Below are 24,554 nucleotides of genomic sequence, written 5' to 3'. Positions count from 1 at the left end.
TGAAAGTTGGCTCGAGACGTCGATTCGCGCTTGTCAGTCGGTCGGAGTGGAAACCGTCCTCGCTACTTCCAAGTATCAGCGATTGGGGATCGCTGCGTGGTTCAATAGGAGCCTAACTAATTCGCTTTGTCGCCTCACTCCGGTCTTACAGTAAATACTCTTGATTTGCGAGCGCACCGTCTCTTTAGTTACACCGATCATCTCCGCGATGTGTCCTGGACCGTGTCCATCGCTAAGGAGCAGGGCAACTCGACACTCCGCTGGCGTCAGGCCGTAGAGCACCCGAACTGTTTGCTCGCTTGGACGTTGAGAGCGTAAGGGATCGTTGATGATGGTGACAGCCGCAATGCTCGAAGAAGTTTGCAGCTTCGTGTTTCGAATCGGACTGATGACGAGTTGTAGAGGCGGGCGTGTACGCCGTGATATCAGGATTGCTCCTCCGGCAGAAACGTCATTTGCTATAGATAGAGAAACAGCAGTCTTCACCATAGCGGCCATACGTTGCGACTCCGATGATCGCTCTGCTCGTAATTGATTGCCGGTGACGAGCAGGCCGTCGCTTTCCGCCGTCGTGCCAGCCGCACTTCGGTTCATGAAAACTATATCTCCGCTAGCGTCCAATAAAACGATGCCCGTTGGAAGCGCGTCAAATGCAGCTTCCATTCCGACGGAGTGAGCTTTGGCTTCGGAGAGCTGGAAATGAAGCTTGAAAGCTCGTCGGAGATGAGGAGCAAGGAAACGTAACACCCGTACGTTTGATTCCGAGAACTCTTTGCGTGAGCGATGCCGGTAAAGACTGACCGAAGCAGCACAAGATTTGTTGTTTTCGAGAATGCTGAACATTCCATGTTCGATCCCGGCTTGGAGCATATAGTCGTTATAAATCTCGGTTGTTTTAATCTCCGCAAGCGGGCAGATCGATTGGGAAGTCAAGACATACCCGGTTGGATTAACTAAGCCCCTTTGCGCCCAGATGTCCAGGGAATGGTAGTGCTCTTGGTATAGACGAACCGAATCCGAAGTCATACGCCACGATGTCGAAAGGGAATACTTCTCGTGCTCATAGTCAAGAATGAGTAGCGCGCCTGAAGTTGCACCCGTCTTCTGTCCAAGCTGCTCAATGAATGGCTCCCAAAGTGATTGATCAGCCGCCGCTTCGTAAAGCGTGCCGAGGAGATCCGAAAATTCTTGCCGGCTGGGGAGCACTGAGGCACCTCTTGTCGAACCCTACCGCTAGGAAATGGCCGAAATACTAGGCGAACAGGGCAACGGAGGCAAGCAAATTTCACAATCCGACGGCGATGTTCCGGGTAAAGAGGATCGAGCATGCAACGCTATAACGGCGTTGTCTTGCCCTCTAGCTATGAAAATGCACTTTTTATGGCATACTTTGTTCCCTCCCTCACTCAACATTAAGTCTGTAAATGAGGCTCTATGGTCTCGGCACAACGTTTGTCGGAGATCCTCCACACCCTATACGCAACCTCCGCGGCGCCAGAGTTGTGGCCGCAATTTCTGCAGCAATTCTCTAATTTGATTGGTGTGTCAGGTGCTGCAATCGTTCATCACGACATGGGGAACCGACGATATGCGTTGAATACCTATGTCGGGCTCGATCCTGCAGGTGTCAAGGAGTATGAAAATTATTATGGGACCATTGACGAGTGGCGCGCCGCGGTCCTCCGATCGCAGATTCCGGAAGGAGAACTATTCTTTGGCGAAGCGATCTGCAACCTCAATGAACTCTCGAAGACAGAGTTCTTCAACGATTTTCTGTTGAGGTTCGACTCCAAGCTGTTCTGTGGCGTCGAAACAATAAAGCGAAGCACGAAAATCGAAACGATATCGCTTTATCAGCGATGGAAGGATAAAGCTCCGGAAAAGCAAAGGCTTGAATTGCTGTATCTGTTATTGCCGCATCTCAGGACAGCCTTAAGCACCAGACAACTCTTAGTTTCGGCAGATGGCCGTAGCCGAGATTTTGAAGCGGCATTCAATAATCTCGAACAAGCGATTGTGTTGCTGGATTCGTCAGGTATCTGCGTTTTTGTTAACCGAGAGGCTCAAGCGATAGTGGATCGAAATGATGGTCTTTCGCTGTGCAGATCAAGACTCTGGGTATTCTCACCGACGGAGCGAGGAAAACTAGACGCCCTGGTGAAACAATGCTGCTCGGGAGACATTCTGCCTTCACCAGGTGGATCTGCTCTAGTCAGTCGAGCTACTCAACGACCTCTCAGGATTTCCGTACGTCGTTTTCGATCTGCAATTTCCAGCGTATCAGCACGAGCAGTCGCGATTGCGATTCTTTCTGATCCAGATCGGCCAGCTCGGGCTTCATCGGAAATAATGGCTGCATTATTTGGGTTCACTGCCGCTGAGTGCAAGCTCGCCGATCTGCTTGTTCGTGGCCTCACCCTGAAAGAAGTATCCGACCAATGTCAGATCAAGTACGAAACGGCTCGCTCGCAACTGAAGTCGGTGTTCAATAAGGCGGGCGTGCGTCGCCAAGCTGAACTGGTCCAGCTGATTCTCACCACCTGCGAAGCCCGAGAGACAAGCGAACGTTAATTTCTTTCGGCATTCTTGGTGGGGTCGTCGTCCCTTGCAATAAGCGACAGGATCGCAACTCTCTACTTTGCCGTGCTACGCAATTCGATAGAGGGCGGCCTATTGGGGTTTGTGACTCGTGGGTCCAAAGTCCAACGTACATTATCTGCACGGTCGCTGTTCTGGGTGCCCAGAGCGTTCAAATTTGGAATTTTTCACCCATTTGGGGGATGACTTACTGTGAATGATCCTTCAATCTGACAACCCCAATGAGGCCGCAATGCGGCTGCCACACAATTGTGGAGGAATCAATGAGATTACTTGGCAACGCGAAATTCTTTCTGATGCTGACTCTTACAGTGGCTCTGTTCACTGTTCCAAGTCCGGCCGACACGATCTATACCTACACGGGCTTGCACTTTGATGACTTTGGAGGCGCGACGGCCTGTCCTCCAGATTGTGGCATAACAGGATCATTCACAGTATCGTCTCCGCTCATTCCCGATTCGGCCTATTACTTTACCCCTGACTCATTTAGCTTCACGGATGGAGGCGTAACCTTCAATCAATCCACCGTGTCAAAGGCGGATTTTGGTGTGATCACCGACGGAGCTGGAAACATAATCGGGTGGAACATGGACTGGTTTCAAGGCGACTACTCCATGTTTTCGGGAACGGGCGACTCCGTAGTCTGCCCATCCGGCTGTACCCCAACGGATGGAATCTTTACCAGCTCGGGTTTCGGTCGAATTGTGGGACCACGAGGCACGTGGAATTCGATACAGGCTGCATCAGTGCCGGAACCCGCGAGCCTTCTTCTGTTGGGGATGGGATTCGCGGGGCTCGGCGCCTTTAGACGCAAGCTAAGAAAGGAAAACCGGTGAGAGGGAAGGTGAACCGACGGCGGAAATGACGGATTGTGTTCGGCTACCTCGATGTTGCGGGTGATGCGGAGGAATAAAATGAAAAGCAAGTTGTTTCGTTTTGCCCGATTCAGTGGGTGGGCATTCGCTGGTCTGACTTTCCTTACTCTTTCACTTCCTGCGAGTGCGCAGATCAAATTGAATTCCATCACTACGTATTCCACACGAGAAGATTTCTACGCCGCAGCCTCAACAGAGAGCTTTCTCGACGAGTACCCGTCTGGCACAGCATTTGTATCCGGCTCTGCCTTGGGAGGAGTGGCGATATCCACAAATTCGCCAAAGTCATTGTTGATTCTGTCCGGCGGGGTGGCTGTTCCAGGACATCCGAACGCCCTAGTTACCGCTTCTAACCAGCCATTTTTTCCCGGCGACATCATTACATTCACTTTCACACACCCGATAAGGGCATTCGGCATTTCTTTTGGTGCGTTTGGCACGACCGATGGCATATGGTCGGCAACAACTGATTCTGGTGAAATCGCCCTGAGCCACTTCGATCCGCTAGCGTCAGGTGAAAACTTTGGATCGTTCATCGGCTTTACCGCAAGGGCTGGGATTCTTTCAGTGACCATAAAAGAGACGAGCGGGAATAATTTTGCGTTTGGATTGACCGATCTGGAGCTTTCCGCAGCAACTGGGACTCTGCTGAATCTCTACGACGATTTCAGCGAAGGATTTATTGACCCCTCTAAGTGGTCTGTTTCTCCTATGTGCGGTGGGAACGCATACGATTGCGCACGAGAAGTTAGAAACGGTCACTTGCGACTGGCAGTGCGTGGATATGGGGATGTCAGCCGTGATTCAGGGAGCTCGTTTGCCTCTTCGCAGGTCCTCTTTACAAACCCTAATTCAATTGACTCTCTTCAGGTAAACCTGAGTGTTCAAAGTTTCAGCGCGTCAGCTTGCTCAGCAAACTCGGATGCTGCGCATCCGCAATTCTTGATTTCAGGTACATTTTTCAATACAGGCACCGGTACTGCATCAGGTGACGTTTCCGCGTATCTGATGGTCGAACGCAGAACAGATGATCTTTCCGATCCGCCAGGAATATTGCGAGTTGGCGGTTTTATGTCTCTGGATGGAAGATTTTTCAATAACGTTGATCTCGGAACTCTTCAGGTCGGTGAACAAGCTCGAGTGTCGATACAGTGGGATCTCTTGAACAAAGCATTTGTACTTCGCATCGTGAAGAGCACTACTACTCCCGCGATCGTAGAGCAGAGCATGCCGTACACGTTACCTGATAGTCAAATGCCAGCAGTGCCGATCAAATCAATTCAGGCCGGCAGCTTTGCCCCAAATTGTGTCTCACAACGAAGCATCGCCAGCATAGACGTCAACGTCGATAACGTCCGTGCCAATCTTGTAGGTCCACAGTAAAGCGAACATGTAAAAACTCGCTTTATACCCGAGTCGGACGTTCGACTTCTCTCTGAACCAACTGCGGATGGCTCACCCAGTAGCTCTTGAAGAAGCGGTCGTGAGGCCCGCACAAGATGTGGGGGACTCCATCCTTGTCTGATTGTGGCAAGAGTGGGTGAGGAGGATGGTGGGTATTCCCATTTTGGGCTCGTGCGGTGATGACAGCAGAACATTCCTCATTCAATGTTCATGGAATCCCACCCCTCACGCCGCGCGAGAATTGGGCACCGGGTGGTGCCCGATTGTCTCGCCTTGAAAACTCAATAGCTGCCTGCAATGAGAGGTTTTTGGGAATAGGCAGTCGGCACAGGCAGAAGCAAACCCAAAAGCAGACGCAAGGTCCTTCGCCCAAAACCGGGGCTCAGGAAGACACGGAGTAAGGTGGGGCTGCCCACCTTTGTAACTTAAGTCTAAAGAGCGCAAACAGCGCGGCGACGATCGCACCCGGCTACTGAGCCCGAATCGCCCTAACCGGATCGACCTCCATTGCTCTCCGCGCCGGCAGGCAGCAAGCCAAAATCGCGATACCCGCCAGAAGCACAGAAACGCTGGCGGCGGTCAGCGGGTCGGTGGACGAAATGCCGTAGAGCATCCCTCGCATGAAGCGCGCCAGCACAAACGCCAACCCGAGCCCAAGCGCCAAGCCGATGACCGTCAGGCGCACCCCCTGCCACAGGACCAGACGCAGCACGTTAACTCGTGTTGCTCCAAGAGCCATGCGAATTCCGATCTCGTGTGTGCGCAGCTCTGTCCGGTAGGCGACCACGCCGTAAATCCCAATCGCCGCCAGGATAAGCGCGATCGTCGCAAATATGCCTGAAAGCGTGCTCTGTACGATTGCAAAGCTGCGTGCCATCAGTGTCGTCTCACGCATCGTCCGCACATCGAACACCGGTAGCCTGTTGTCGATCTCGTGAATCGCTGTCTCGACCGGCGAAGCCAGATCCTGCGGATTCCCGTGCGTCTTCAGCTGCACGATCATTTCGGGACCCCCAATCTGGAAGTAGCTCGTGTAGATCATCGGTCCCGGCTGCTCGCTCACCAGCACATGCTTCGAATTCTTGACGACTCCTACAACCGTAAACTGGAGGTTCCAGATCTTGAGTCTTTTTCCCAACGGGTCCTGCCCCGGCCAGTAGCGGTTCGCTGCAGTTTGATCGACAATCAGCACTCGCGGCGCTTTTTCGTCGTCGTTCTCGGTGAAAGAGCGTCCTTCCAGAATGGGAATTTGCATCGTTTCGAAATACCGCGGGGTCACGCCGGCCCTTCCTACTTCGATCGACTCATGCGGACGCGGAACATACCCATCCGGATATGCGTCCTCAGTTTTCCTGCTCAAAGCCAGAGGTACCCAGTCCGTGAGCGAAGCGACTTCTACTCCCGGCAATAGCGATACCTGATCAAGAATCTTGTGGCGAAGCAGGTTTGCTTGTTCGTTGGAATATCCCAAAATATTCAGACCCACCGACGCAGTCAGGATGTGATCCTCTTCGAATCCAGGGTTCGCGTTTGCCAGATTGCGCAAGGTCCGCAGAAACAGGGCTGAACAGACTAGCAGAGCGAGCGATAGCGCAATCTGCGTCACGACTAGCCCGTTGAGCAGACGCTGATTGCTCGCCCCGCGCGAAGTGCTCGCCGACTCCTCCTTCAGAACTTCGCCTGGAGGAAGCTGCGACGACCGCCATGCCGGGAAGGTTCCGCAGAGCAAACTGGCCAGCACCACGAGCGCTAGAATTCCCCCCACCGCGTACTGGTCCATTGCGGTGTTCAGTGCGAGCGGATTTGCGTTCGCCGGAATGAAGAGCGCCAGCGATTTCGCGGTCCAAAACGTGAGCAGAATTGCGATCGCTCCCGCGCCAATGGAAACCAACACTCCTTCAAGCTGCATTTGACGCGCGAGTTGGGCACGCCCCGCACCCAGCGATTGTCGGATGGCAATCTCGCGACGGCGCGCCACAAACCGCACCAGTGTGAGTGTGGCCACATTGGCGCACGTGAGCAACATCACCACACCCGCAATTGCCAGCAGAATCGGCAGCGTGGATGACATGTAGCCATTGGCGCCGAATGGGGATCGCCACATCGGGTCCAGCGTGATCGTGTTCGTACCCAGGTGATCCTTCGGATAGGCTGTCACGATCTGCCGCATGATCGTGTCCAAATCCTGTGCCGCATTTTCCCTGCGCACTCCCGGTTTCACTCGACCCACTACATTCAGCCAGGTCACGCTGCGGTGGGTTAACCGCCATTCACTCCCCAACGGATTGAGCGGCAGCCATGCGTCTTGCCGAATTCCGGGCATCGCCCCAATAAAGCCCTTAGGAGCCACGCCGATGACGGTCACGGGATGCCGCGCAATTTCAATGGACTTGCCCACGATCGCAGGATCGCTTGCATAGCGCGTCTTCCAGAGCGAGTAACCCAGCACAACATACGGTACGGCGTCGGGACGCGTCTCTTCCTCCGGCAAGAAGAAGCGGCCCAATATGGGCTTCACACCGAGCACGTCGAAATAGTTCCACGAGACGTTCCCGATATAGATCCGCTCCGGAACACCGCCGCGATCGGTCAAGGCAGCCCAGTCGTGGTGATACGCCAGAATTCCATCGAAGCTGCGGTTCCGCTCGCGTAGATCGCGGTAGTCGAGGTAGGAGAATGGCGGAGTTGGCGAACCATTCCGTTCACCCCGCATTACGCTCACCAGATCGCCCGTATCTCTCGCTGCTGGAATCGGGCGAAGCATGGTGCCGTCGATCCAGCTCAGAACTGTGCTGTTCGCGCAGATTCCGAGTGCCAGCATCGTGACAGCTATCAGCGTGAATCCCGGGCTCTTGCGAATCTGACGTAGCGCGTAGCGCACATCGTTAAAAAAAACAGGCATACGAGTACCCTCACAACTCATCGCCGCGATGATGGCTCTTCTGAGCTTCTAAGCTGCTCAGCTTCTAAGCTAAAAACCACCCACGCCCGGCTTGGGCTTAGCAGCTCAGGAGCTTAGCAGCTTAGAAGCTTTGACCTGATCGGAACGCAGTTTTGCACCATCAACGTAGCACGCGCCGTGCCAAAGAACGCAAAATGAAATCCTGTATAGACGGTGCTTTTTGCGTAGGTGGGTCTTCCCGATCACGGACTCGGCGTCGACTTCCGAACAGCGCCGTCCGGATTCGTACACCCGCTGCGCGAATTTCCCGCGCGTCGAGGGGCACCTGGCGTTCGATAAAGCAGTCGCTATAATGGCCTCAAATCCGTGACGTCCTGCTGCTCGAACATCATCGTATTGTTTCTTGCATCTGCCATTGCGACTTGCTTCGCCCAGGTGAATCAAGGACCGAAGCAATGGCAGGACTATGTGTATGCTTCGGACGGATTCATGATCAGTGCTCCTTCTACACCCGACATTCATCCTGATCCGAAAGCCGACGATGTAGCGGTCTACCGTTGGAATCTAAGTCCCAGTGTTGCGGCGGCAATACATGTCGGAGATCGCCCGGACTGTAAGCAAATCGTGGCCAATCTTAGATTCGCTACAGAGAATGCACGCGGCGACCTTCGCGACATGATTGTTAAGGATGTGACCCTTGATGGGAATGTAGGCCTGGAGTCCACCCGAAAGGTTGGCAATGTTCGATACCAGGAAGCCGTTTACTGCGTCGGAGCCAAGGCTTACTCAATAACAGGCGAATGGCCATCACGTGAGCACGAGCCTGCGCAGCTGACGCGGTGGTTTAACTCATTCCACTTCTCACGCAGCAACCATCATTAATGTGTGGGTTTTGAAGGTCAGAGTGGCGATCTTCTGAATTCCACCCGGCTCGTCCTCTTGTGTCATCATCACCAAATGGCAAACGATGAACCCAAAAAGCCCGAAGGCAAGTTCTCGGAAGTCGCCCGCAAGAGCAGGGAAAAACGTGCAGCGATGGAGCAACAGAAGCGCGACGAAGATGCAGGTCTCCCGGAGCCTGGAAGCAACGGAGGAGCGGACGTTAAAGATAGCTAGTACAACTCATGGCTGGTTTACGTTCCGCGCTTCTGTCCGCCGGTTCGGGCTGGAGCTCGACCGCCAACCTGCGGCTTACCTGTTGGCTGTTTGCCCCCTGACATGTTCTTAGCCGCTTTTTTCGCTTGATCCGACCATTGCCTTTCGAGGTCGCGCCTGTTCTGATTTTTCACTGTGATTCTGCCCCTCCGGCCTTTCTACGTTCAGGCTTTCCGCACATTGCTGCTTGCGGACCTTTTTCTTTCTCGGTGTCGAACTTTGGATTCTCCAACAGCTCCTGGTAATCAACCTCTGTTTGGATGAGTTATGTACAGCGTCAAAGTTCGAGGCGTGATCCGGACTTATTCGGGTAGTCGGATTACGGGAGCCTCCGTTCGGCAGCAGACACCAAAATCCTGCCAAAGCCGAAACCACGGGCTGCGCGCTAGCCTCTGATCATGCTGTCGATTCGCAGCGGCGATATGGCTTGCGTTGAATGGTCTAATATCAGGAGCTTCAAACATTTCCTCTAGCTGCTGAATTTCATCAATAACGCGCTCGACATCCATGCCCGACAGTATAGCGGAGGACTTTTCGACCCGCGAGTGTCTCGCGGGAAGAGCAAGGGAAAAACCTAAAGATGGTCCCCTGCCGATATCGATTAGCTGGAATGAGGATCTTGCCCGAAGGCATTCACTCTCATTTGCGTGTCGTGCTGGTACGCCCGCGAAATCCGCTGAATATCGGCGCTGCGGCTCGGGCGATGAGCAATTTTGGGTTCACACGCTTGCGCGTCGTGAATCCTTATGAGGTCGCATTTCGGGAGGCGCGCTCAGCGGTTGGGGCTTCCGAGGTGCTGGCGGGCGCAGAGGAGTTCACGAACATCGCCGATGCCGTGGCTGACTGCGGACTCGTTGTGGGAACGACGGCGCTGAGCCATCGCGAAATTCAGCATCCAGTGTGGCGGTTGGAAGAAGCGGCGGGAATCATCAACTCTCAAAGCAGCCGAGTCGCCCTGCTTTTTGGCTCGGAGAAAACTGGGCTCTCCAACCGCGATTTCAGCCATTGCCACTGGCTGCTGCGTATTCCCACGTCTGAATGCAATATCTCCATGAATTTGGGACAGGCCGTGGCGGTCTGTTTATACGAATTGATTCGCCAAGAGCGTTCCATTCCGGAACCAAAAAACGACGATACAGCGGACGCTCAACAACTGGAACGGATTAGTGGCGTGCTCACAGAAGCCTTGCTCGCAACCGGCTACACGAACTCCGACGGACGATCCGCCACAGAAGAAAAGGTGCGGCGCCTGGTGTACCGCTTGAATTTGTCGAGCGCAGACGCTGAGCTGCTGCTCGGCATGCTTCGCCATGTCGGGCGGGGCAAGTGAAACACTGACCGCGCTTCATCGATAAATCGGACACAGACGGAACGCTTTCCTGAATCGGGAAATTAGATGAGAATACGTTGCCTCTGCTCCGGGTTTTTTATTGTAAGCGTGCGATTCGATGTTTGCGAGCTATGCCGCGTTCCCAAGCTCCGATCAGGCTCGCACTTGCCGTGATGTCTCGCGCAATCCCGTCGGGCGTGACCCCTTCATTCGCTCGTGGCTCCGAAGTTGTCGTAGCATAGGGTGTCTAGCACAGGCTACTGGGCAGCGAAGTATTCTCAGATACTCACACTTCAAGCCTTTGGCCGAACTGGGCGCATCCAAGACGCTGATCTGCAAGTACGCTGAACATCTATGGGCGACGGCCGTATTCTCAATTCCTGGAAGGAGATCTCGCAGTATGTCGGGCGTGGCGTGAGGACCATCCAACGTTACGAGCATAGCTACTCTTTTCCGGTGCGCCGCGTCGCAGGCCGGGCACGCACTTCGGTTATGGCGCTGACTGATGAGATTGATGCTTGGGTAAGACACTCTCCTCTTTTGCAGCAACGGAATAGTGAAGAGGAGAATCCGATCGCTGACTCTGCTCGCCAGCTTCATGGCGCGGGCTCGACCAACAAGCTTCTTCTCAAAGCTCGGAATCCCGAGAGGATCTGGCTCATAGAGGACGATCCTTCGTATGTGGAAACATTTGGGGCTGTGCTGCGAAAGCTGGGCCCCTACCAAATGAGCATTTTTGCCAATTCTTCTGACGCCCTTAAAGCGTTTGCTGATTTGGAACGTGGCAATCTGCGCGCGCCTGCTTTGATTGTGCTTGATTACGAACTGTCGGGGGAAAGCGGGTTTGAAGTGCTCACGCGCTACCGCAACGCACCGGAACTGAGATCAGCAGTTCCGTTGATTGTCTGGAGTGTTCTCGATAATCTCACCACACGAGAGATGTCCATGTGGATGGGAGCCAAGACATTCATCTCAAAACAAGTTGGAGCGCGCGTCCTAAGCCGAACACTGCAATCCCTCCTGTCGAGCCAAACACTAGCTGCTGGCCCTTCATAGAATCGCAACGTGCCGTCTCTGCAACAGCTCCTGTCGCGTGCGTTTTGTGCAATCAGAGCGTCTATGGCATGAAACGCAACCTTCTAGTAATCCAGTGCTTGGATGCTTTAGCCGTGGCCAGGTTGGAACTTTGAGTTAGGTTCAATAAAGGCAAAGCCCGCGGCTAAAGCCGGGAATCTTTTTTGTCCTTCGACACGAGGCTAAAGCCTCGCCCACGCATAAATGCGTGGGTTCCCATCTGAAAGTCTCTTTCGCCGCATAATTGCATGGCCTCCCACCTTGTGAAAACTGCGAGGTCAAGCAATTGGCGCGCCGGCTGCCTGGTAAATCGCCTCGATGGCTAGCATGTCCTTCAACCCTTCCTCGCCTGGCGAATTCGGCTCCTTATTATTGCGGACGCAGTCAGCGAAATGTTCTGCTTCGATCGTGAATTGATATGGATGTTTCTCTGTGCTCACCTGTTCGATCGGTTTTCCGCCGACTTCTCCGTGCAGGCGGAGACCGTCGTAGTTAAAGCCGGGTTCCATTACCAGGTAGCCGGATTCGCCGTTGATGGCCAGGAAGCTGGGTCCGCGCTGGCCGTACGAGCATCCGCACGATGCGATGATTCCGGAAGGCATCTTCATCGTCCATTCGAGCGATTGTTCCACTTCGCTGAAGCGGCCGCTGCGATCGCGCGTGGCGGTTACGGCAGTGAAATTCGCCGGCTCCTCGCCGGTGATGTGGCGAATGGCGTTGAGAGGATAAATTCCTAAATCCATCAGCGAGCCGCCTCCGCCGAGAGCCTTCGTGAGTCGCCATTCTCCAGCCCGCTCTTGCCCGAAGAAGCCACCGCGGAAAGACTGTAGTTGCCCGATGCGCCCAGACTGGATGATCCCGATTGCCTGATTCCACATTGGCTCGTATTGCACGCGGTAGCCGATCATCAGTTTGACCTTCGCTTGGCGGCAGGCATCGATCATCTTGCGGCATTCGGCGCTCGAGATCGCCATCGGCTTCTCGCATAGCACGTGCTTTCCCGCTTGCGCGCCGTGGATAGTGTACTCGGCGTGCATGCTGTTCGGCAGCCCCACGTAGATGGCATCGATCTCGGGGTTCTCGCGGATGTGATCGAATGTCTCGTAAGTGTAAATCGAGGCTTTTGGGATGCCATACATCCCGGAATACTTCACACCCTTGGTGTCAGGATGTCCGGTCACGAGCGCGGTGATCTTCGCAGTCTGCGAGTTTGCGCATGCTCGCATGAAGATGTCGGAAATCCTGCCGAGTCCGACCGCGGCATAGCCGACCGGCTTGTTTACACCGGCATAGGCGGTTCTCGGCAGATATCCCCCTGCCAGTGCTAGAGTCGAGAGTTTCGTAAATTCGCGGCGATCCATGCTTCGTCACCTCCGGAGCGTCCCAACAAGATAGCAAAGGCGATTGGAAACGAGAATGCTACGCTGCTACACGCAGCAGATCAGGGCCACCTTGGGTACTCTCAAATTTTCATTGGATCTATCTTCGTTCCGGTTTTCTTTTCTCTTCAGCGGAGGATGGTGTTTTACTCATTCCGCAGAGCTGCCAGCGGATCAATTCGAGAAGCTCTTCTTGCCGGCGCATAGCCGGCGAGAGTCGCCGCGTTCAGGAGGATGACAGCGGCCACAGCCAGGGTTCGCGGGTCATTCGGTTGGGTCTCGAAGAGGAACGATCTGATAAGCCGGGAGGCGCTCAATGCGGCAGGCATGCTGATCGCGAGCCCCACCGCGGCGAGTATCAGAACACGGCGCAAAATCATCCACACCACTGCGCCGCGTTGCGCGCCCATGGCCATACGGACCCCAATCTCGCCGACCTGCCGCGCGACGTTGTACGACATCGTCCCGTAGAGTCCCACGCACGCGATCAGGAGAGCGAGAACCGCGAAGGCTGTGCACAGTTTCGCGAAGGTGACTTCCTGGCTGATCGTCCGATCGATTTCCCCAGCCTGTGTGATCACGTTTGTGACCGGTATGCGTGAATCTGCCTCACGCACGATCGCATGCACAATGCTGACATAGCTCAGCGGATCACCTGCAGTGCGCAACGCGTAGGTCACTCGCTCAGGAGAAGTCTGGCTGAGCGCTGCGAAGACGGTCATTGAACTGTCGTCCTCTTTCAGATCACCGTAGCGCACGTTCGCCGAGACGCCGACGATTTCGAGATCGCGCTTCTCGTCCAGGAACGTGATGCGCCGGCCTATCGGATTCTCGTTTCCGAAATAGGTCCGCGCCATACGTTCGCTGATGACTGCAACCGGCGTGGAGCCTGGTTGGTCGTGGTCGTCAATCTCGCGTCCTTCCAAAATGGGAATCTGCATCGTTGTGAGAAAACGCGGTCCTACGACCATCACGCCTGCACCTTGGACGGTGACATCGCCGATCTTGATTGGTCCCCTGTATGTTGTCCCGGCATGGCCGGCGCTGATGATGGAGGATTGCGAAAGCGTTGCGCTGCTTACTCCGGGAATCGATTCCAAGCGGTTGCGCAGGTCGGTGTAAAAAGTGGTGATCTCCGGGTCGCGATGTCCGGCCTGGCGCGCATTCAACGAAAACAGAAGGATGTTCTCGCGTGCGTATCCCAGTTGGACGGAGTGCAGCTTATTGAGTGTCTGGAGAAATAGACCCGCCGCGAACAGTAGTAGAAAAGAGAGCGCGATTTGAGCGACCACCAGAACGTGCTGCGCGCGGCGGCGCGGTCCACCGCCGAAGCCATTCTTTAGCGCAGGCATCACGTCCGGACGCGTGGACTGAATCGCTGGAGCGAGACCAAACAATAACCCACACAGAACTGAGAGCGCCACAGTCACACCCAGCACGTTCCAGTTCAATTCCGCGTGCAGCGTAAAGTTCTCCTGCCCCTTGGAGAGCAGAAACGTCAGCCATCGCACGCCCCAGATTGCAAACAAAACGCCTAGTGCTCCGCCGAGCGAAGCCAGCATCACACTCTCGGTAAGCAACTGCCGCACCACGCGGAACCGTCTTGCTCCCAGGCTGAGCCGGACAGCCATTTCGGAGCGACGCGCGGCGGCCCTTGCCAGCAGCAGGTTGGCGATGTTCGCGCACGCGATCGCCAGGATCAATCCCACCATCATTACCAGCACGTACAAAGGCTTGGAATATCGGCGGCGCAAGCTACCCAGACCGGCCGCCCCGGGATTGAGAGTCAGCGCGGGCAGGTTGGCACGCTCACCGTCAGTGCTCGCAGTGGTGGCAACCCATTGATGGAAACGAGGAGCCAGCGCCGCCTGCGCCTGGGCCATGGTTGCGCCGGGACGCAGGCGGCCCATCATTTCGATCCAGTAGAAATTTCCGTCACCATACAGACGAGTCGCCGCGGCGCCCTCTATAAGCAGATTCGTGTGCAACGGAACGTAGAGATCCGGCGAGATCGCAGGATCTACTCCGAAGAATTCCGGCGGTGCGACGCCAATCACCGTAAAGGGAATGTTGTCGACGAGAATCGATTGTCCAATCGCATTCCCCGGTCCTCCAAAACGATTTTCGCTTGTAGCAAAACTGATTACCGCGACCGGCGCTGCGCCTGCGCGATCGTCTTCGGAATCGATCAGACGTCCTGCAGCGGGCGCCACTGCCAGCCCGCGAAAATATTCGCCAGTAACATATTCCAGGTTAGCGCTTGTAGCCTGCCCGCGTACGCTCAGATTGAGGTTTCGCGCGTTGAAGTATCCGAAGAGCGTGGAAAATACAGGATTGTCCTCACGAAACGTCTCGAACGCGGGGTACGGGAACATTCCGCTAACCATGGAGCCGTTGTTTCCCTTCCAGGCAATGCCTTGTACTCCGTGCATCACGTGCACCCAATGCTTGCTGCCGTCATACGGCGGTCGGCTATGCCAATTCAAAACCACTAGCGATTCGGGGTCGGACACGGGCAGCGAGCGCAGCAGGATCGATTCCATGAAGCTGTAGATCGCGGTGTTGGCCCCGATGCCGAGCGCCAACGTCAAGACGGCAGTCGCCGTGAAAGCTGGAGACTTCCGCATTTGCCGAAGTGCGTAGCGTGCATCTGCCCACAACGATCCGACGAAGGCGAGGCTCGAACGCTCGCGAAGGTCCTCTTGGATCTGCGTCACGCCTCCGAACTGCCGTTTCGCGGCCAGCAGAGCTTCGTGTCTTGTCATACCGTGACTCACGAAGCGATCCGCCAGCATTTCAAGATGGGACTGGAACTCCTCATCCATTGCATGATCGAAGTGGTTTCGGCGAAATAGGCCTAAGCATCGAGACGCAAGAACTCGCATCGTTGTCAGCATGTGATTAACCTCCAGCTTGCATCTGCTCACCTATTCGTAACGCAGCGCCACCATCGGATCTACGCGGGTCGCTCTGCGCGCCGGCAGAAATCCTGCAAGCAATCCGACTCCTGCGAGTACGCCGATTGCGATCAACATCGTCGTGGCATCATGCGGGGAGAGACCAAACAGCATCTTCTGCAAAAGCTGCACAGTTGCAAGTGACAGGCCAACGCCGACAACAATCCCGCCGGTCAACATCGCAAACGTGTCGTTCATGACCAGCCGCAAAATCGAACTCGGCTTTGCGCCTAGTGCCATGCGAATGCCAAACTCAGTCTGCCGCTGCGTTACCAGATAGCTGAGCACACCGTAGAGTCCAATCATCGCCAGCAACAGCGCGACGGCGCCGAAAAAGCCGGAGAGCATCGCGAGCAGGCGCTCCTGTACCAGCGTATCGTCCACTTGCTCCGACAGCGTGTAGAACTCGAGCGGAACCTCCCGGCTCACGCCGGCAATTGCGGCCTCGATGGCGCTCCGCATCGTCGCGAGGGGTAGCGTAGTGCGCAGCTCGAAACTGTTTTTCGTGCTCTGCTGGGCGGTGAGCTGCGCGACGGACAGATAGACGGTCGGCTTCATCGGTTCGCGCAGATCGTTGTATTTCGCATCGGCGGCAACGCCGATCACCTGGATCGGCGGGCCCTTGGTGCCGTCAGGCTGAGACATGCGCAGGATGTGACCAATTGGGTCCTGCCCGGGGAACGACTGCTGGGCGAACGTCTGATTTACGATCGCGACCCGCTGCGCGCCCGTTCGGTCTTGTGCGCTGAAGTCACGACCTGAAAGCAGCGGCGTCCGCAGGATGGCGAAGTAGCCGGGCGTCACCGCATTAAGAAAGGTATCGTCATGCGCTTTCATGCCGGTGTCGCTGTCAGCGAAGACGAGGGTGTCCCAATTGCCGCCTTGCAGCGGCGTCAGGCGCGAGCGCGACACGGCGGCTACACCGGGGAGTGCACGCAGCTGGTATTGGATCGCGTCAAATGTCGCGATGTACTGGTCAGATTTCAAATTGGTAGATCGCAGGTCGACGTTGACAAGCAGCACGTTGTGTCGATCGAAACCAGGATCGAGTTGTATCAGTTTCGTGAAGCTGCGCAGAAACAATCCTGCGGTGACGAGCAGCACGAGGGAGAGTGCGATCTGCGCCGCCGCAATCCAGCGTCGCAATGGCGAGATACGCTCCGTCCGGCCCGCGCTTGCGCCATGCATCGCCGCTGTCAGCGGCAATCGGGTCAACCGAAACGCGGGCAGAATGCCGAACAGCATTGCTGTCGCGAGGGCGATGCCGCTGGTGAATGCCAGCACACGCCAATCGAGCGAAAGATTGAGGAACACAGTGCGGCCCCGCGTCGTCAAGGTCGTGACGAGTATTGTCGTTCCCCATTTCGCGATGAGTAATCCGGCAGCGGCCCCGGCCGCCGAGAGCAGCATCGCGTGCGTCAGAAGATAGCGAATCAGCCGCAGCCGGCTCGCGCCGAGCGCCATTCGCACAGCGATCTCGCGTTGTTGCGCGGTAGCGCGCGCCAGCATGAGGGCCGCGACATTCGCGCACGCGATCAGCAGCACGACCGCGACCACCGCCATCAATACCGCCAGTGGTTGGCCAAAATCTTGCCGCAGATCGCTCAGCCCAGTTGCTGCCGGCACCGCGAAAAACGTGCGATGACGAAAGTTGTTCTGCGCGTCTTTATCCCAGTCCTGCGGCAGTGCCGCCTCCCACACCTGGGGCGAGACCGCTGCCAATCGCGCGCTCAATTGCTGCGGCGTCACTCCCGGCTTGATGCGTCCGACAACGCGTAGCCACCAATATGAGCGCTCGGCCAGGCGGGGCCGGTCGCCATCGAGCAGCCGCGTCGAGCAATTCGGCGCTGCGACTTCGAACTTACTGCCAACGTTCAGCCCATAAAATCCAGGCGCGGACACACCAATGACTGTGAACGGATGCCCATTCAGCGCGAGGGTACTCCCGACCGCCGCCGCCACCCCGCCATAGTGCCGCTGCCAAAAGTCATAGCTCAGGACGGCGACGTCGGCGCAGCCAGGCTGATCGTCGGCCGTTGTGATGAGTCGCCCTACTGCGGGCGCGACTCCAAGCATGCTGAAGTATTCGCCGCTGACCCAGACACCATTCGCGCGCTGGATAGCACCCCCCGGCGCGAGGTTGAATTCATCTCGCCCCCATGACGCGACCTGCGAAAAGACGTTCTGCCGCGCACGCAGGTTCTCCCATAGAGCATTGGTAATCGAGTCACGCGGCTGCCCACCTTGCGGGGCTCGGAACTGGACCTCGTAGAGTTCCTGCGGATGTTCGACCGGCACCATGCGCAACATCAGCGCGTCAATCAGGGTGAAGATCGCAGTGTTGGCTCCGATGCCGAGCGCCAGCGTCAGAACAGCGGTCGCCGTGAAAGCCGGAGACTTCCGCATTTGCCGAAGCGCGTATCGTGCATCTGCCCACAACGATTCGACAAAGGCGAGGCTGGAACGCTCTCGAAGGTCCTCTTCGATCTGCGTGACGCCTCCGAACTGCCGCTTCGCTGCCAGCAGAGCTTCGTCTCTTGTCATGCCCTGACTCGCGAAGTGATCCACCAGCATTTCGAGATGTGAGTGAAACTCCTCATCCATTGCATGATCAAAGTGGTTACGGCGAAATAGGCCTAAGCATCGAGACGCAAGAACTCGCATAGCAGTCAGCATGTGACTAGCCCTCACCTTGCATCTGCAGGATTCGGCCGATTACTCCTGAGAACCGCTCCCAATTTTCTGCCTCTCGTGCGAGCTGACGGCGGCCAGCGGCAGAAATTGAGTAGAACCTGGCCTTGCGGTTGTTTTCAGAAGTGCCCCACTCAGATCGAATCCAGCCCTTCTGCGCGAGTCGCAAAAGCGAGGCGTAAACGGTGCCTTCATTCAGGCGCAACAACTGCTCGCTCAATTGCTCGATTCGGCGCGCGATGCCATAGCCGTGCAATGGGCCCATCGCCTCTAGCGTTTTGAGCACCATGAGATCGAGCGTCCCTTGAAAGACTTCCGACTTCGGCTCCGTCATTGGATGGCTCTCCTTTGTGATCCGCAAAGGAACGATAGCACTTCTCCTTTGCGATGTCCATAGGAGGCTTGGAGGATGCGGCCAAGTGATATTTCCTGCTTCGGGAATGGATGTGTGCTATGTGGACCTGTTTTAACGATGGGCTTCTCAACTGCTGTTGGGATTCGTTGCCGGCAAATTCGTAATGGCGCGCCCGGAGAGATTCGAACTCCCGACCTAATGCTCCGGAGGCATTCGCTCTATCCAGCTGAGCTACGGGCGCGCTTCGAGGTTGGTCAGTTATAGCTTACAAGGAATCGGGGTGATCGGGCCATCGGATGATCGAGCGGAGTAAAACCCGCTACGGCGAGGTATGCCTATCTGGTCTCCACCAGCTCAGGCTTCTCCGCCGATTTAGCTTGGGTCTTCTGTTCCGGCTTCCACCGCAAGATAGGCTTTCGCGCAGCCGTGGTTTCATCCATTCGCGCAACACGAGTGTTGTGAGGGCCGCTTACGACGAGCTGCGGGTCCTCCTCCACTTCGCGTGCTATGGCCTTCATCGCTTCGACGAACAGATCGAGTTCTTCCTTCGATTCGCTTTCCGTCGGTTCGATCATCAGTGCGCCGGGCACGATTAAGGGGAAGGAGGTCGTATATGGGTGGAAACCATAGTCGATCAGCCGCTTGGCGATGTCGCCGGTCTTAACACCGTTTTGGGTCTGCAGACGATCGCTGAAGACGACCTCGTGCATTGATCCTGTCTTGTACGGAAGGTCGTACACCCCCTCCAGCTTCTTGCGAATGTAGTTGGCGTTGAGAACCGCATCCTCCGTTGTCTGGCGCAGGCCATCAGGCCCGTTCGCGAAGATGTACGCAAGCGCGCGAACGAACATTCCAAAATTGCCATAAAAGGCGCGCACGCGGCCGATCGATCTGGGGCGGTTGTACTCGAAACCTAGTTTTCCGTCTGGGCGTGTGGTGAGCACCGGAGTCGGCAGGAACGCTTCGAGGAACTTCTTGCACGCCACCGGTCCCGATCCAGGACCGCCGCCGCCGTGCGGGGTTGAGAAGGTCTTGTGTAAGTTGAGGTGCATTACATCGACGCCGAAGTCGCCAGGCCGCGTCTTTCCTACCAGGGCGTTCATATTCGCACCGTCCATGTAGAGGAGCGCGCCTTTATCGTGCAACACGTCGGCGATGCGGTGGATGTCCTTCTCGAAGACTCCGATTGTGCTTGGGTTGGTCAACATCATGCCGGCTACGGTGTCGTCCACCACGGACGCGAGCAGGCTGGAATCAACCATACCTTCCGAGTTGGATTTTAGGTTGATGATCTCGTAGCCGCAAATCGCCGCCGTGGCGGGATTGGTGCCGTGAGCCGAATCGGGAATGATGATCTTCTTGCGCGGGTTCCCTTTTGATTCGTGATGCGCGCGGATCAGCAGAATGCCGGTGAATTCGCCGTGAGCGCCGGCGGCAGGCTGCAGCGTGATTGAGTCCATACCGGTGATCTCGCACAGGCATTCCTGGAGTGTTTTGATGATCCGCAGGGCGCCTTGCGAAATCTTTTCCGGCTGGTAGGGATGCGCGTTGCCAATGCCTTCGAGTCGCGCGACAAACTCGTTCACCCGCGCGTTGTACTTCATCGTGCATGAGCCCAGCGGATACATGCCGAGATCGATCGCATAGTTCCAGGTGGAGAGTCGGGTGAAGTGGCGGATGATCTCGATCTCGCTTACCTCCGGCATCACGCCGAGATCTTCGCGCGCGTGCTCGCCAAGTAGCTTCTCAGGATCGACATCGGGTACATCGAGCGGCGGCAGCTTATACGCCTTCTTTCCGGGCGAGGACTTCTCGAAGATCAGTCCTTCGTTCTGGTTTACGTGCTGCGAAACTTTGCGCGGCTTCACGCTTCCACCGCCTGGACTGCGGCGTCTATCTGCTCGCGCGTATTCATCTCCGTACAGCACCACAGAGCTGCATTGCCCAATTCGGGATAGAACTTCTTCAAAGGGAATCCACCAATCATTTTCTTTTCGAGCAGCCGGTCGTTGATAGCGTGCGGATCTTCTTTCGTCTGTACGACAAATTCGTTAAAGCGCTTTCCTTTCGCGAAGAGCAGCTTTGCCTTTTTCCCAAACTGATTGGCTGCATAGTGCGCTTTGGCGAGATTTTGCTTCGCGAGCTCCCTGAGCCCCTCGCGCCCGTAAACATCCATATATATGGTGGACATCAACGCTACCAAGGCTTGATTAGTGCAGATGTTCGACGTGGCCTTCTCGCGGCGGATGTGCTGTTCGCGCGTTGAGAGTGTGAGCACGTATCCACGCTGGCCGTTCTTGTCTTTGGTTTCGCCCACGAGGCGCCCGGGCATTTGGCGAACATATTTCTCTTTGGCAGCGAGCACACCGTCGTAGGGCCCTCCGAATCCAAGAGGTACTCCAAAGGACTGCGCTTCCATGGAAACGATGTCTGCCTCCGCGGGGGGCTTCACAATTCCAAGCGACAGCGCTTCAGCAATCGAGACCACGAGCAACGCTCCTTTGCGATGCGCGATCTGTGCAGCTGCAGAAACATCTTCCAGGGATCCAAAGAAATTCGGGCTCTGGATGAGCACGCATGCGGTCTGATCTGTTATGGTTCGTTCGAGTTCATCCAAATTGATCTCGCCGGTCTCTTCCTCATAGCCGACGAAGTGCATCGGGAAGCCGCGATGGTGGAGGTAGGTATGAATCACCTCGCGGTACTCTGGATGCAGCGTGCGCGCGATGACTGACTGTTCCCTTCCGGTCACACGCATTGCCATCAGGATCGCCTCGGCCGCTCCAGTGCTGCCGTCGTACATTGAGGCATTGGCAATCTCCATGCCGGTGAGCTCGCAGATCATGGTCTGAAATTCAAAGATTGCCTGCAGCGTGCCTTGCGAAATTTCAGCTTGATATGGCGTATAAGAAGTGAGAAATTCACCACGCTGCACCAGCGCATCAATAATCACCGGACGATAGTGGTGGTATGCGCCGGCTCCGAGAAAAACTGCGTATCCGGCGGCGTTCTCGTGACTGCGTTCGCGGAAGTAATCGATGATCTCCGATTCCGCCATCTGGCGCGGAACCTTGAGATCGCGATTCAGGCGATATTCGCCGGGAATTGCTTTAAAGAAATCGTCGATCAAATGAACGCCGATCTCGCGCAGCATCTGCTCGCGGTCGGCAGGAGATTTTGGAAGATAACGCATCTGGGACCTTTGTCATTCCGAGCGCAGCGAGGAATCTCTACCGAACCCACAAACTTTCGTTAAAGTAGGGATTCCTCGCTGCGCTCAGAATGACACCGCGAATTCCTAATGTCCGCCCTCCTCTTTCACATACTTCTCATAATCGTCCGAAGAAAGCAGCTTGTTCACCTCGCCGGCATTCGCAAGCTGGATCTTCACCATCCAGGAGCTGTGGGCATCGGAGTTAATCTTCTCCGGCGCATTCGCCAACTCTGGATTGACGGCCACGACTTTTCCCGAGGCCGGAGCGTATAGCTCCGAAACTGCCTTTACCGACTCGACCGTTCCGAAGCTCTTCCCTGCCGTGAGTTCATCTCCAACTTTAGGTAATTCCACGAAGACGATATCTCCGAGCGAGTTCTGCGCATAATCGGTGATGCCAATCGTGGCCTGGTTTCCGTCCACGTTGATCCATTCGTGTTCGCGCGTGTAGCGATAAGCTGGAGGAAAGGCCATTGCTATCGATCCTTTTATTTCTTTTGGCGTTTGTAGAACGGCGTCGGCACAACTTGCGCTTTAATCTTTTGCGCGCGCACTTGCACCAGAACCACGCTCCCAGTTTGGGAATAGCTCGGCGGCACGTACGCTAAGGCGATGTTCTTCTTCAAGAACGGCGCTGGGGACCCGCTGGTGACGTATCCGATCTCATCTCCGGATTCACTGAATACTTTGTAACCATCACGTCCAATGCCGCGCTCGATCATCTCCAGCCCAACGAGAATGCGTTTGAGCCCTTCTGCCTTGGCGCGCTGTAGTGCATCGCGCCCGATGAACTCCGGCTTCTCCATTTTGCAGAAGCGAACCAGATCGGCTTCCCAAACGTTAATCGTGTCTGATATTTCATGACCATAAAGGGCCATTTTCGCTTCGAGCCGCAGCGTATTGCGCGCACCAAGGCCACAAGGCAGAATGCCAAATTCTCTTCCGGCTTCGAGCACTTCGTTCCACACTCTTGCGCTGGTCGGCTCGTCCGATGGGACGTAAATCTCGAATCCATCTTCGCCGGTGTAGCCGGTGCGGGCGATCATTGTATTCGGCAGCCCGCAAATCGTGCCGTAAGTAAACCAGTAATTCTTGATAGAAGCCAGATCGGCATTGGTGAGCTTGCGCAGGACATCGATTGCGCGAGGCCCCTGGATGGCTAACTGGGTGTAGTAGTCGCTGAGGTCCTGCGCATGACATCGAAATCCGCGGACATTCTTCTGCACCCAGCTCACGTCTTTCTCGCGTGTTCCAGCGTTGATCACGAGAAGATAGTCGTTATCCCCTAGCTTGTGAACGATTACATCATCGACGAACGTCCCTTCAGGATAGAGCAGCGCGGAGTAGTGCGCCTGCCCAGCCTGGAGCTTGGTAGCGTCGTTCATGCTGATGTGCTGGACCGCGTCGAGGGATTGCGGGCCGCGAATGAGGATGTCGCCCATGTGGCTTACATCAAACACCCCGACACCTGTACGGACGGCCAAGTGCTCGGCGATCAAGCCGGAATACTCAACGGGCATGTCCCATCCGCCGAAATCGACCATCTTCGCGCCCATTTGTCGATGGACCGCGTTCAAGGCAGTCTTACGGAGCGCAACATTGGCTTCGGCGGTGGGACTCAAGTGGATACCTTTTGTCAGTGGAAGATAGTGAGGCCCAGAGCGCGCTGGGCAACCCTTGAAAGTAACACGCTGGTTGGGGAGGGTCAACGCGTGCGCCGCAGGCACAACACAACTGCTACCATCACGTGAATGCCTCGACTACGCGTCTCCGCAATCAGCTATCTGAACACGGCTCCTCTAATGTGGAACTTCGAGCACGGCTCTAAGCGTGAAGAGTTGTTGCGCACTTTCCAGGTTGATTACACCATTCCATCTCGCTGTGCTCAGATGCTGGCGGACGGCTCAGCGGATATTGGGATTATCCCGGTGGCAGCTTATACAAGCATCGAAAATCTGACGATTTTGCCCGAAATAGCTATCGCCAGCGATGGCGCTGTACGTTCAATTCTGCTCGTGAGCAATGTGCCCCTGGAGCAGATTCGTACTGTCGCTCTCGACAGCTCCTCGCGATCATCGGCAGCGCTGATCCAGGTGCTATTCGCCAAGCACTGGAAGCAGGAAGCACGATTCGTACCCGCAGAGCCGCAGCTCGGTACCATGCTCGCCGTCAGTGACGCCGCGCTGCTGATCGGCGACCCGGCGCTGAAGGTGGATCGGTCACGGTACCTCACCTGGGATTTGGCCCATGAATGGCGGTTGTTCACCGGCAAACCATTCGTCTTCGCCTTCTGGGCGGTTCGCGGCGGCGCTGCCTCTGAAGACGAACTCGCTTATGTTACGGAAGTATTCCGCGCCTCCCGCGATGCCGGTCTGGCGCACTTGTCGGAGATCGCGACCGAGTGGTCGACCAAGCTCGATCTCTCGCCTGAGTTCATCACCAGCTACCTCGCTGAGAATATTCAGTACCGCCTTTATGCGGGAAACCTCACCGGTATGCAGTTGTTCTTCGAGCTGGCGGCCGAATTGAAGGTCCTGCCTCCCGTACCAGAGCTGCGGTTTGCACGCGAACTCGAAATCCGCAACTCGGCCTTGAGAAATCGCTTCTAAATCAATCAGGA

18 protein-coding genes and 1 tRNA gene are annotated in these 24,554 nt (G+C 55.9%); 8 read left to right on the top strand and 11 right to left on the bottom strand.

The window, feature by feature from the left end:
- Positions 1-75: 75 nt before the first annotated feature.
- Entirely contained in the window at positions 76-1,206 is a 1,131-nt protein-coding gene (locus tag VFU50_17885; GenBank protein ID HEU5234735.1) for a helix-turn-helix transcriptional regulator, read from the bottom strand.
- Between the two features lie 228 nt (positions 1,207-1,434).
- Between VFU50_17885 and VFU50_17880 the strand changes: the two genes are divergently transcribed.
- The 3 genes from VFU50_17880 to VFU50_17870 all read left to right on the top strand — a co-directional run bounded on the left by VFU50_17880 (position 1,435) and on the right by VFU50_17870 (position 4,856).
- Positions 1,435-2,571 (top strand): LuxR C-terminal-related transcriptional regulator, encoded by a 1,137-nt coding sequence (locus VFU50_17880; GenBank protein HEU5234734.1) that lies wholly within the window; start codon positions 1,435-1,437, stop codon positions 2,569-2,571.
- A 290-nt stretch (positions 2,572-2,861) separates the two neighbouring features.
- Entirely contained in the window at positions 2,862-3,434 is a 573-nt protein-coding gene (locus tag VFU50_17875) for a PEP-CTERM sorting domain-containing protein (GenBank protein HEU5234733.1), read from the top strand.
- 78 nt (positions 3,435-3,512) lie between these two features.
- A complete protein-coding gene (locus VFU50_17870) occupies positions 3,513-4,856 on the top strand; it encodes a hypothetical protein (protein ID HEU5234732.1) in 1,344 nt (447 codons plus the stop codon).
- 490 nt (positions 4,857-5,346) lie between these two features.
- Here VFU50_17870 and VFU50_17865 read toward each other — a convergent pair whose 3' ends face one another.
- Complete coding sequence (locus VFU50_17865; GenBank protein ID HEU5234731.1) at positions 5,347-7,779, bottom strand: ABC transporter permease; 2,433 nt, start codon at positions 7,777-7,779, stop codon at positions 5,347-5,349.
- A gap of 366 nt (positions 7,780-8,145) precedes the next feature.
- On the opposite strand from VFU50_17865, the gene VFU50_17860 reads away from it, so the two are divergent.
- The 4 genes from VFU50_17860 to VFU50_17845 all read left to right on the top strand — a co-directional run bounded on the left by VFU50_17860 (position 8,146) and on the right by VFU50_17845 (position 11,320).
- Positions 8,146-8,661 (top strand): hypothetical protein, encoded by a 516-nt coding sequence (locus tag VFU50_17860; protein HEU5234730.1) that lies wholly within the window; start codon positions 8,146-8,148, stop codon positions 8,659-8,661.
- Between the two features lie 75 nt (positions 8,662-8,736).
- Positions 8,737-8,895 carry a hypothetical protein gene (locus VFU50_17855; GenBank protein ID HEU5234729.1) on the top strand — a complete coding sequence of 53 codons (159 nt, stop codon included), beginning with the start codon at positions 8,737-8,739 and terminating at the stop codon, positions 8,893-8,895.
- A 649-nt stretch (positions 8,896-9,544) separates the two neighbouring features.
- Positions 9,545-10,264, top strand: coding sequence for a TrmJ/YjtD family RNA methyltransferase (locus VFU50_17850; GenBank protein HEU5234728.1), 720 nt, complete (start codon positions 9,545-9,547; stop codon positions 10,262-10,264).
- Positions 10,265-10,618: 354 nt separating this feature from the next.
- On the top strand, positions 10,619-11,320 hold the full coding sequence (locus VFU50_17845) for a response regulator (GenBank protein ID HEU5234727.1): 702 nt from the start codon (positions 10,619-10,621) through the stop codon (positions 11,318-11,320).
- Between the two features lie 296 nt (positions 11,321-11,616).
- On the opposite strand, the gene VFU50_17840 is transcribed toward VFU50_17845, so the two are convergent.
- The 9 genes from VFU50_17840 to gcvT all read right to left on the bottom strand — a co-directional run bounded on the left by VFU50_17840 (position 11,617) and on the right by gcvT (position 23,556).
- Positions 11,617-12,699, bottom strand: a complete 1,083-nt coding sequence (locus tag VFU50_17840) for a Gfo/Idh/MocA family oxidoreductase (GenBank protein HEU5234726.1) — start codon at positions 12,697-12,699, stop codon at positions 11,617-11,619.
- Between the two features lie 164 nt (positions 12,700-12,863).
- Positions 12,864-15,602, bottom strand: coding sequence for an ABC transporter permease (locus VFU50_17835; GenBank protein HEU5234725.1), 2,739 nt, complete (start codon positions 15,600-15,602; stop codon positions 12,864-12,866).
- Between the two features lie 42 nt (positions 15,603-15,644).
- Entirely contained in the window at positions 15,645-18,338 is a 2,694-nt protein-coding gene (locus tag VFU50_17830) for an ABC transporter permease (protein HEU5234724.1), read from the bottom strand.
- A gap of 16 nt (positions 18,339-18,354) precedes the next feature.
- A complete protein-coding gene (locus VFU50_17825; protein ID HEU5234723.1) occupies positions 18,355-18,699 on the bottom strand; it encodes a PadR family transcriptional regulator in 345 nt (114 codons plus the stop codon).
- A gap of 185 nt (positions 18,700-18,884) precedes the next feature.
- Positions 18,885-18,961 (bottom strand) — tRNA-Arg (locus VFU50_17820).
- A 94-nt stretch (positions 18,962-19,055) separates the two neighbouring features.
- On the bottom strand, positions 19,056-20,588 hold the full coding sequence (gcvPB, locus tag VFU50_17815; GenBank protein HEU5234722.1) for an aminomethyl-transferring glycine dehydrogenase subunit GcvPB: 1,533 nt from the start codon (positions 20,586-20,588) through the stop codon (positions 19,056-19,058).
- Positions 20,585-21,913 carry an aminomethyl-transferring glycine dehydrogenase subunit GcvPA gene (gene gcvPA, locus VFU50_17810; protein ID HEU5234721.1) on the bottom strand — a complete coding sequence of 443 codons (1,329 nt, stop codon included), beginning with the start codon at positions 21,911-21,913 and terminating at the stop codon, positions 20,585-20,587. The genes gcvPB and gcvPA overlap by 4 nt, the downstream gene beginning before the upstream one ends.
- Before the next feature lie 105 nt (positions 21,914-22,018).
- Entirely contained in the window at positions 22,019-22,408 is a 390-nt protein-coding gene (gcvH, locus tag VFU50_17805) for a glycine cleavage system protein GcvH (GenBank protein HEU5234720.1), read from the bottom strand.
- Between the two features lie 14 nt (positions 22,409-22,422).
- Positions 22,423-23,556 carry a glycine cleavage system aminomethyltransferase GcvT gene (gene gcvT, locus VFU50_17800; GenBank protein HEU5234719.1) on the bottom strand — a complete coding sequence of 378 codons (1,134 nt, stop codon included), beginning with the start codon at positions 23,554-23,556 and terminating at the stop codon, positions 22,423-22,425.
- Between the two features lie 129 nt (positions 23,557-23,685).
- Here gcvT and VFU50_17795 point away from each other — a divergent pair, with 129 nt between their 5' ends.
- Positions 23,686-24,543: a menaquinone biosynthesis protein gene (locus tag VFU50_17795; protein HEU5234718.1), complete on the top strand. Its 858-nt coding sequence runs from the start codon at positions 23,686-23,688 to the stop codon at positions 24,541-24,543.
- The last annotated feature ends 11 nt before the right edge of the window (positions 24,544-24,554 follow it).

The organism is Terriglobales bacterium, from assembly GCA_035764005.1.
Lineage (GTDB): Bacteria > Acidobacteriota > Terriglobia > Terriglobales > Acidobacteriaceae > Gp1-AA112.
The sequence above is the reverse complement of the archived record's forward strand: the minus strand, read 5'-3'. Positions and strand labels throughout refer to the sequence as shown.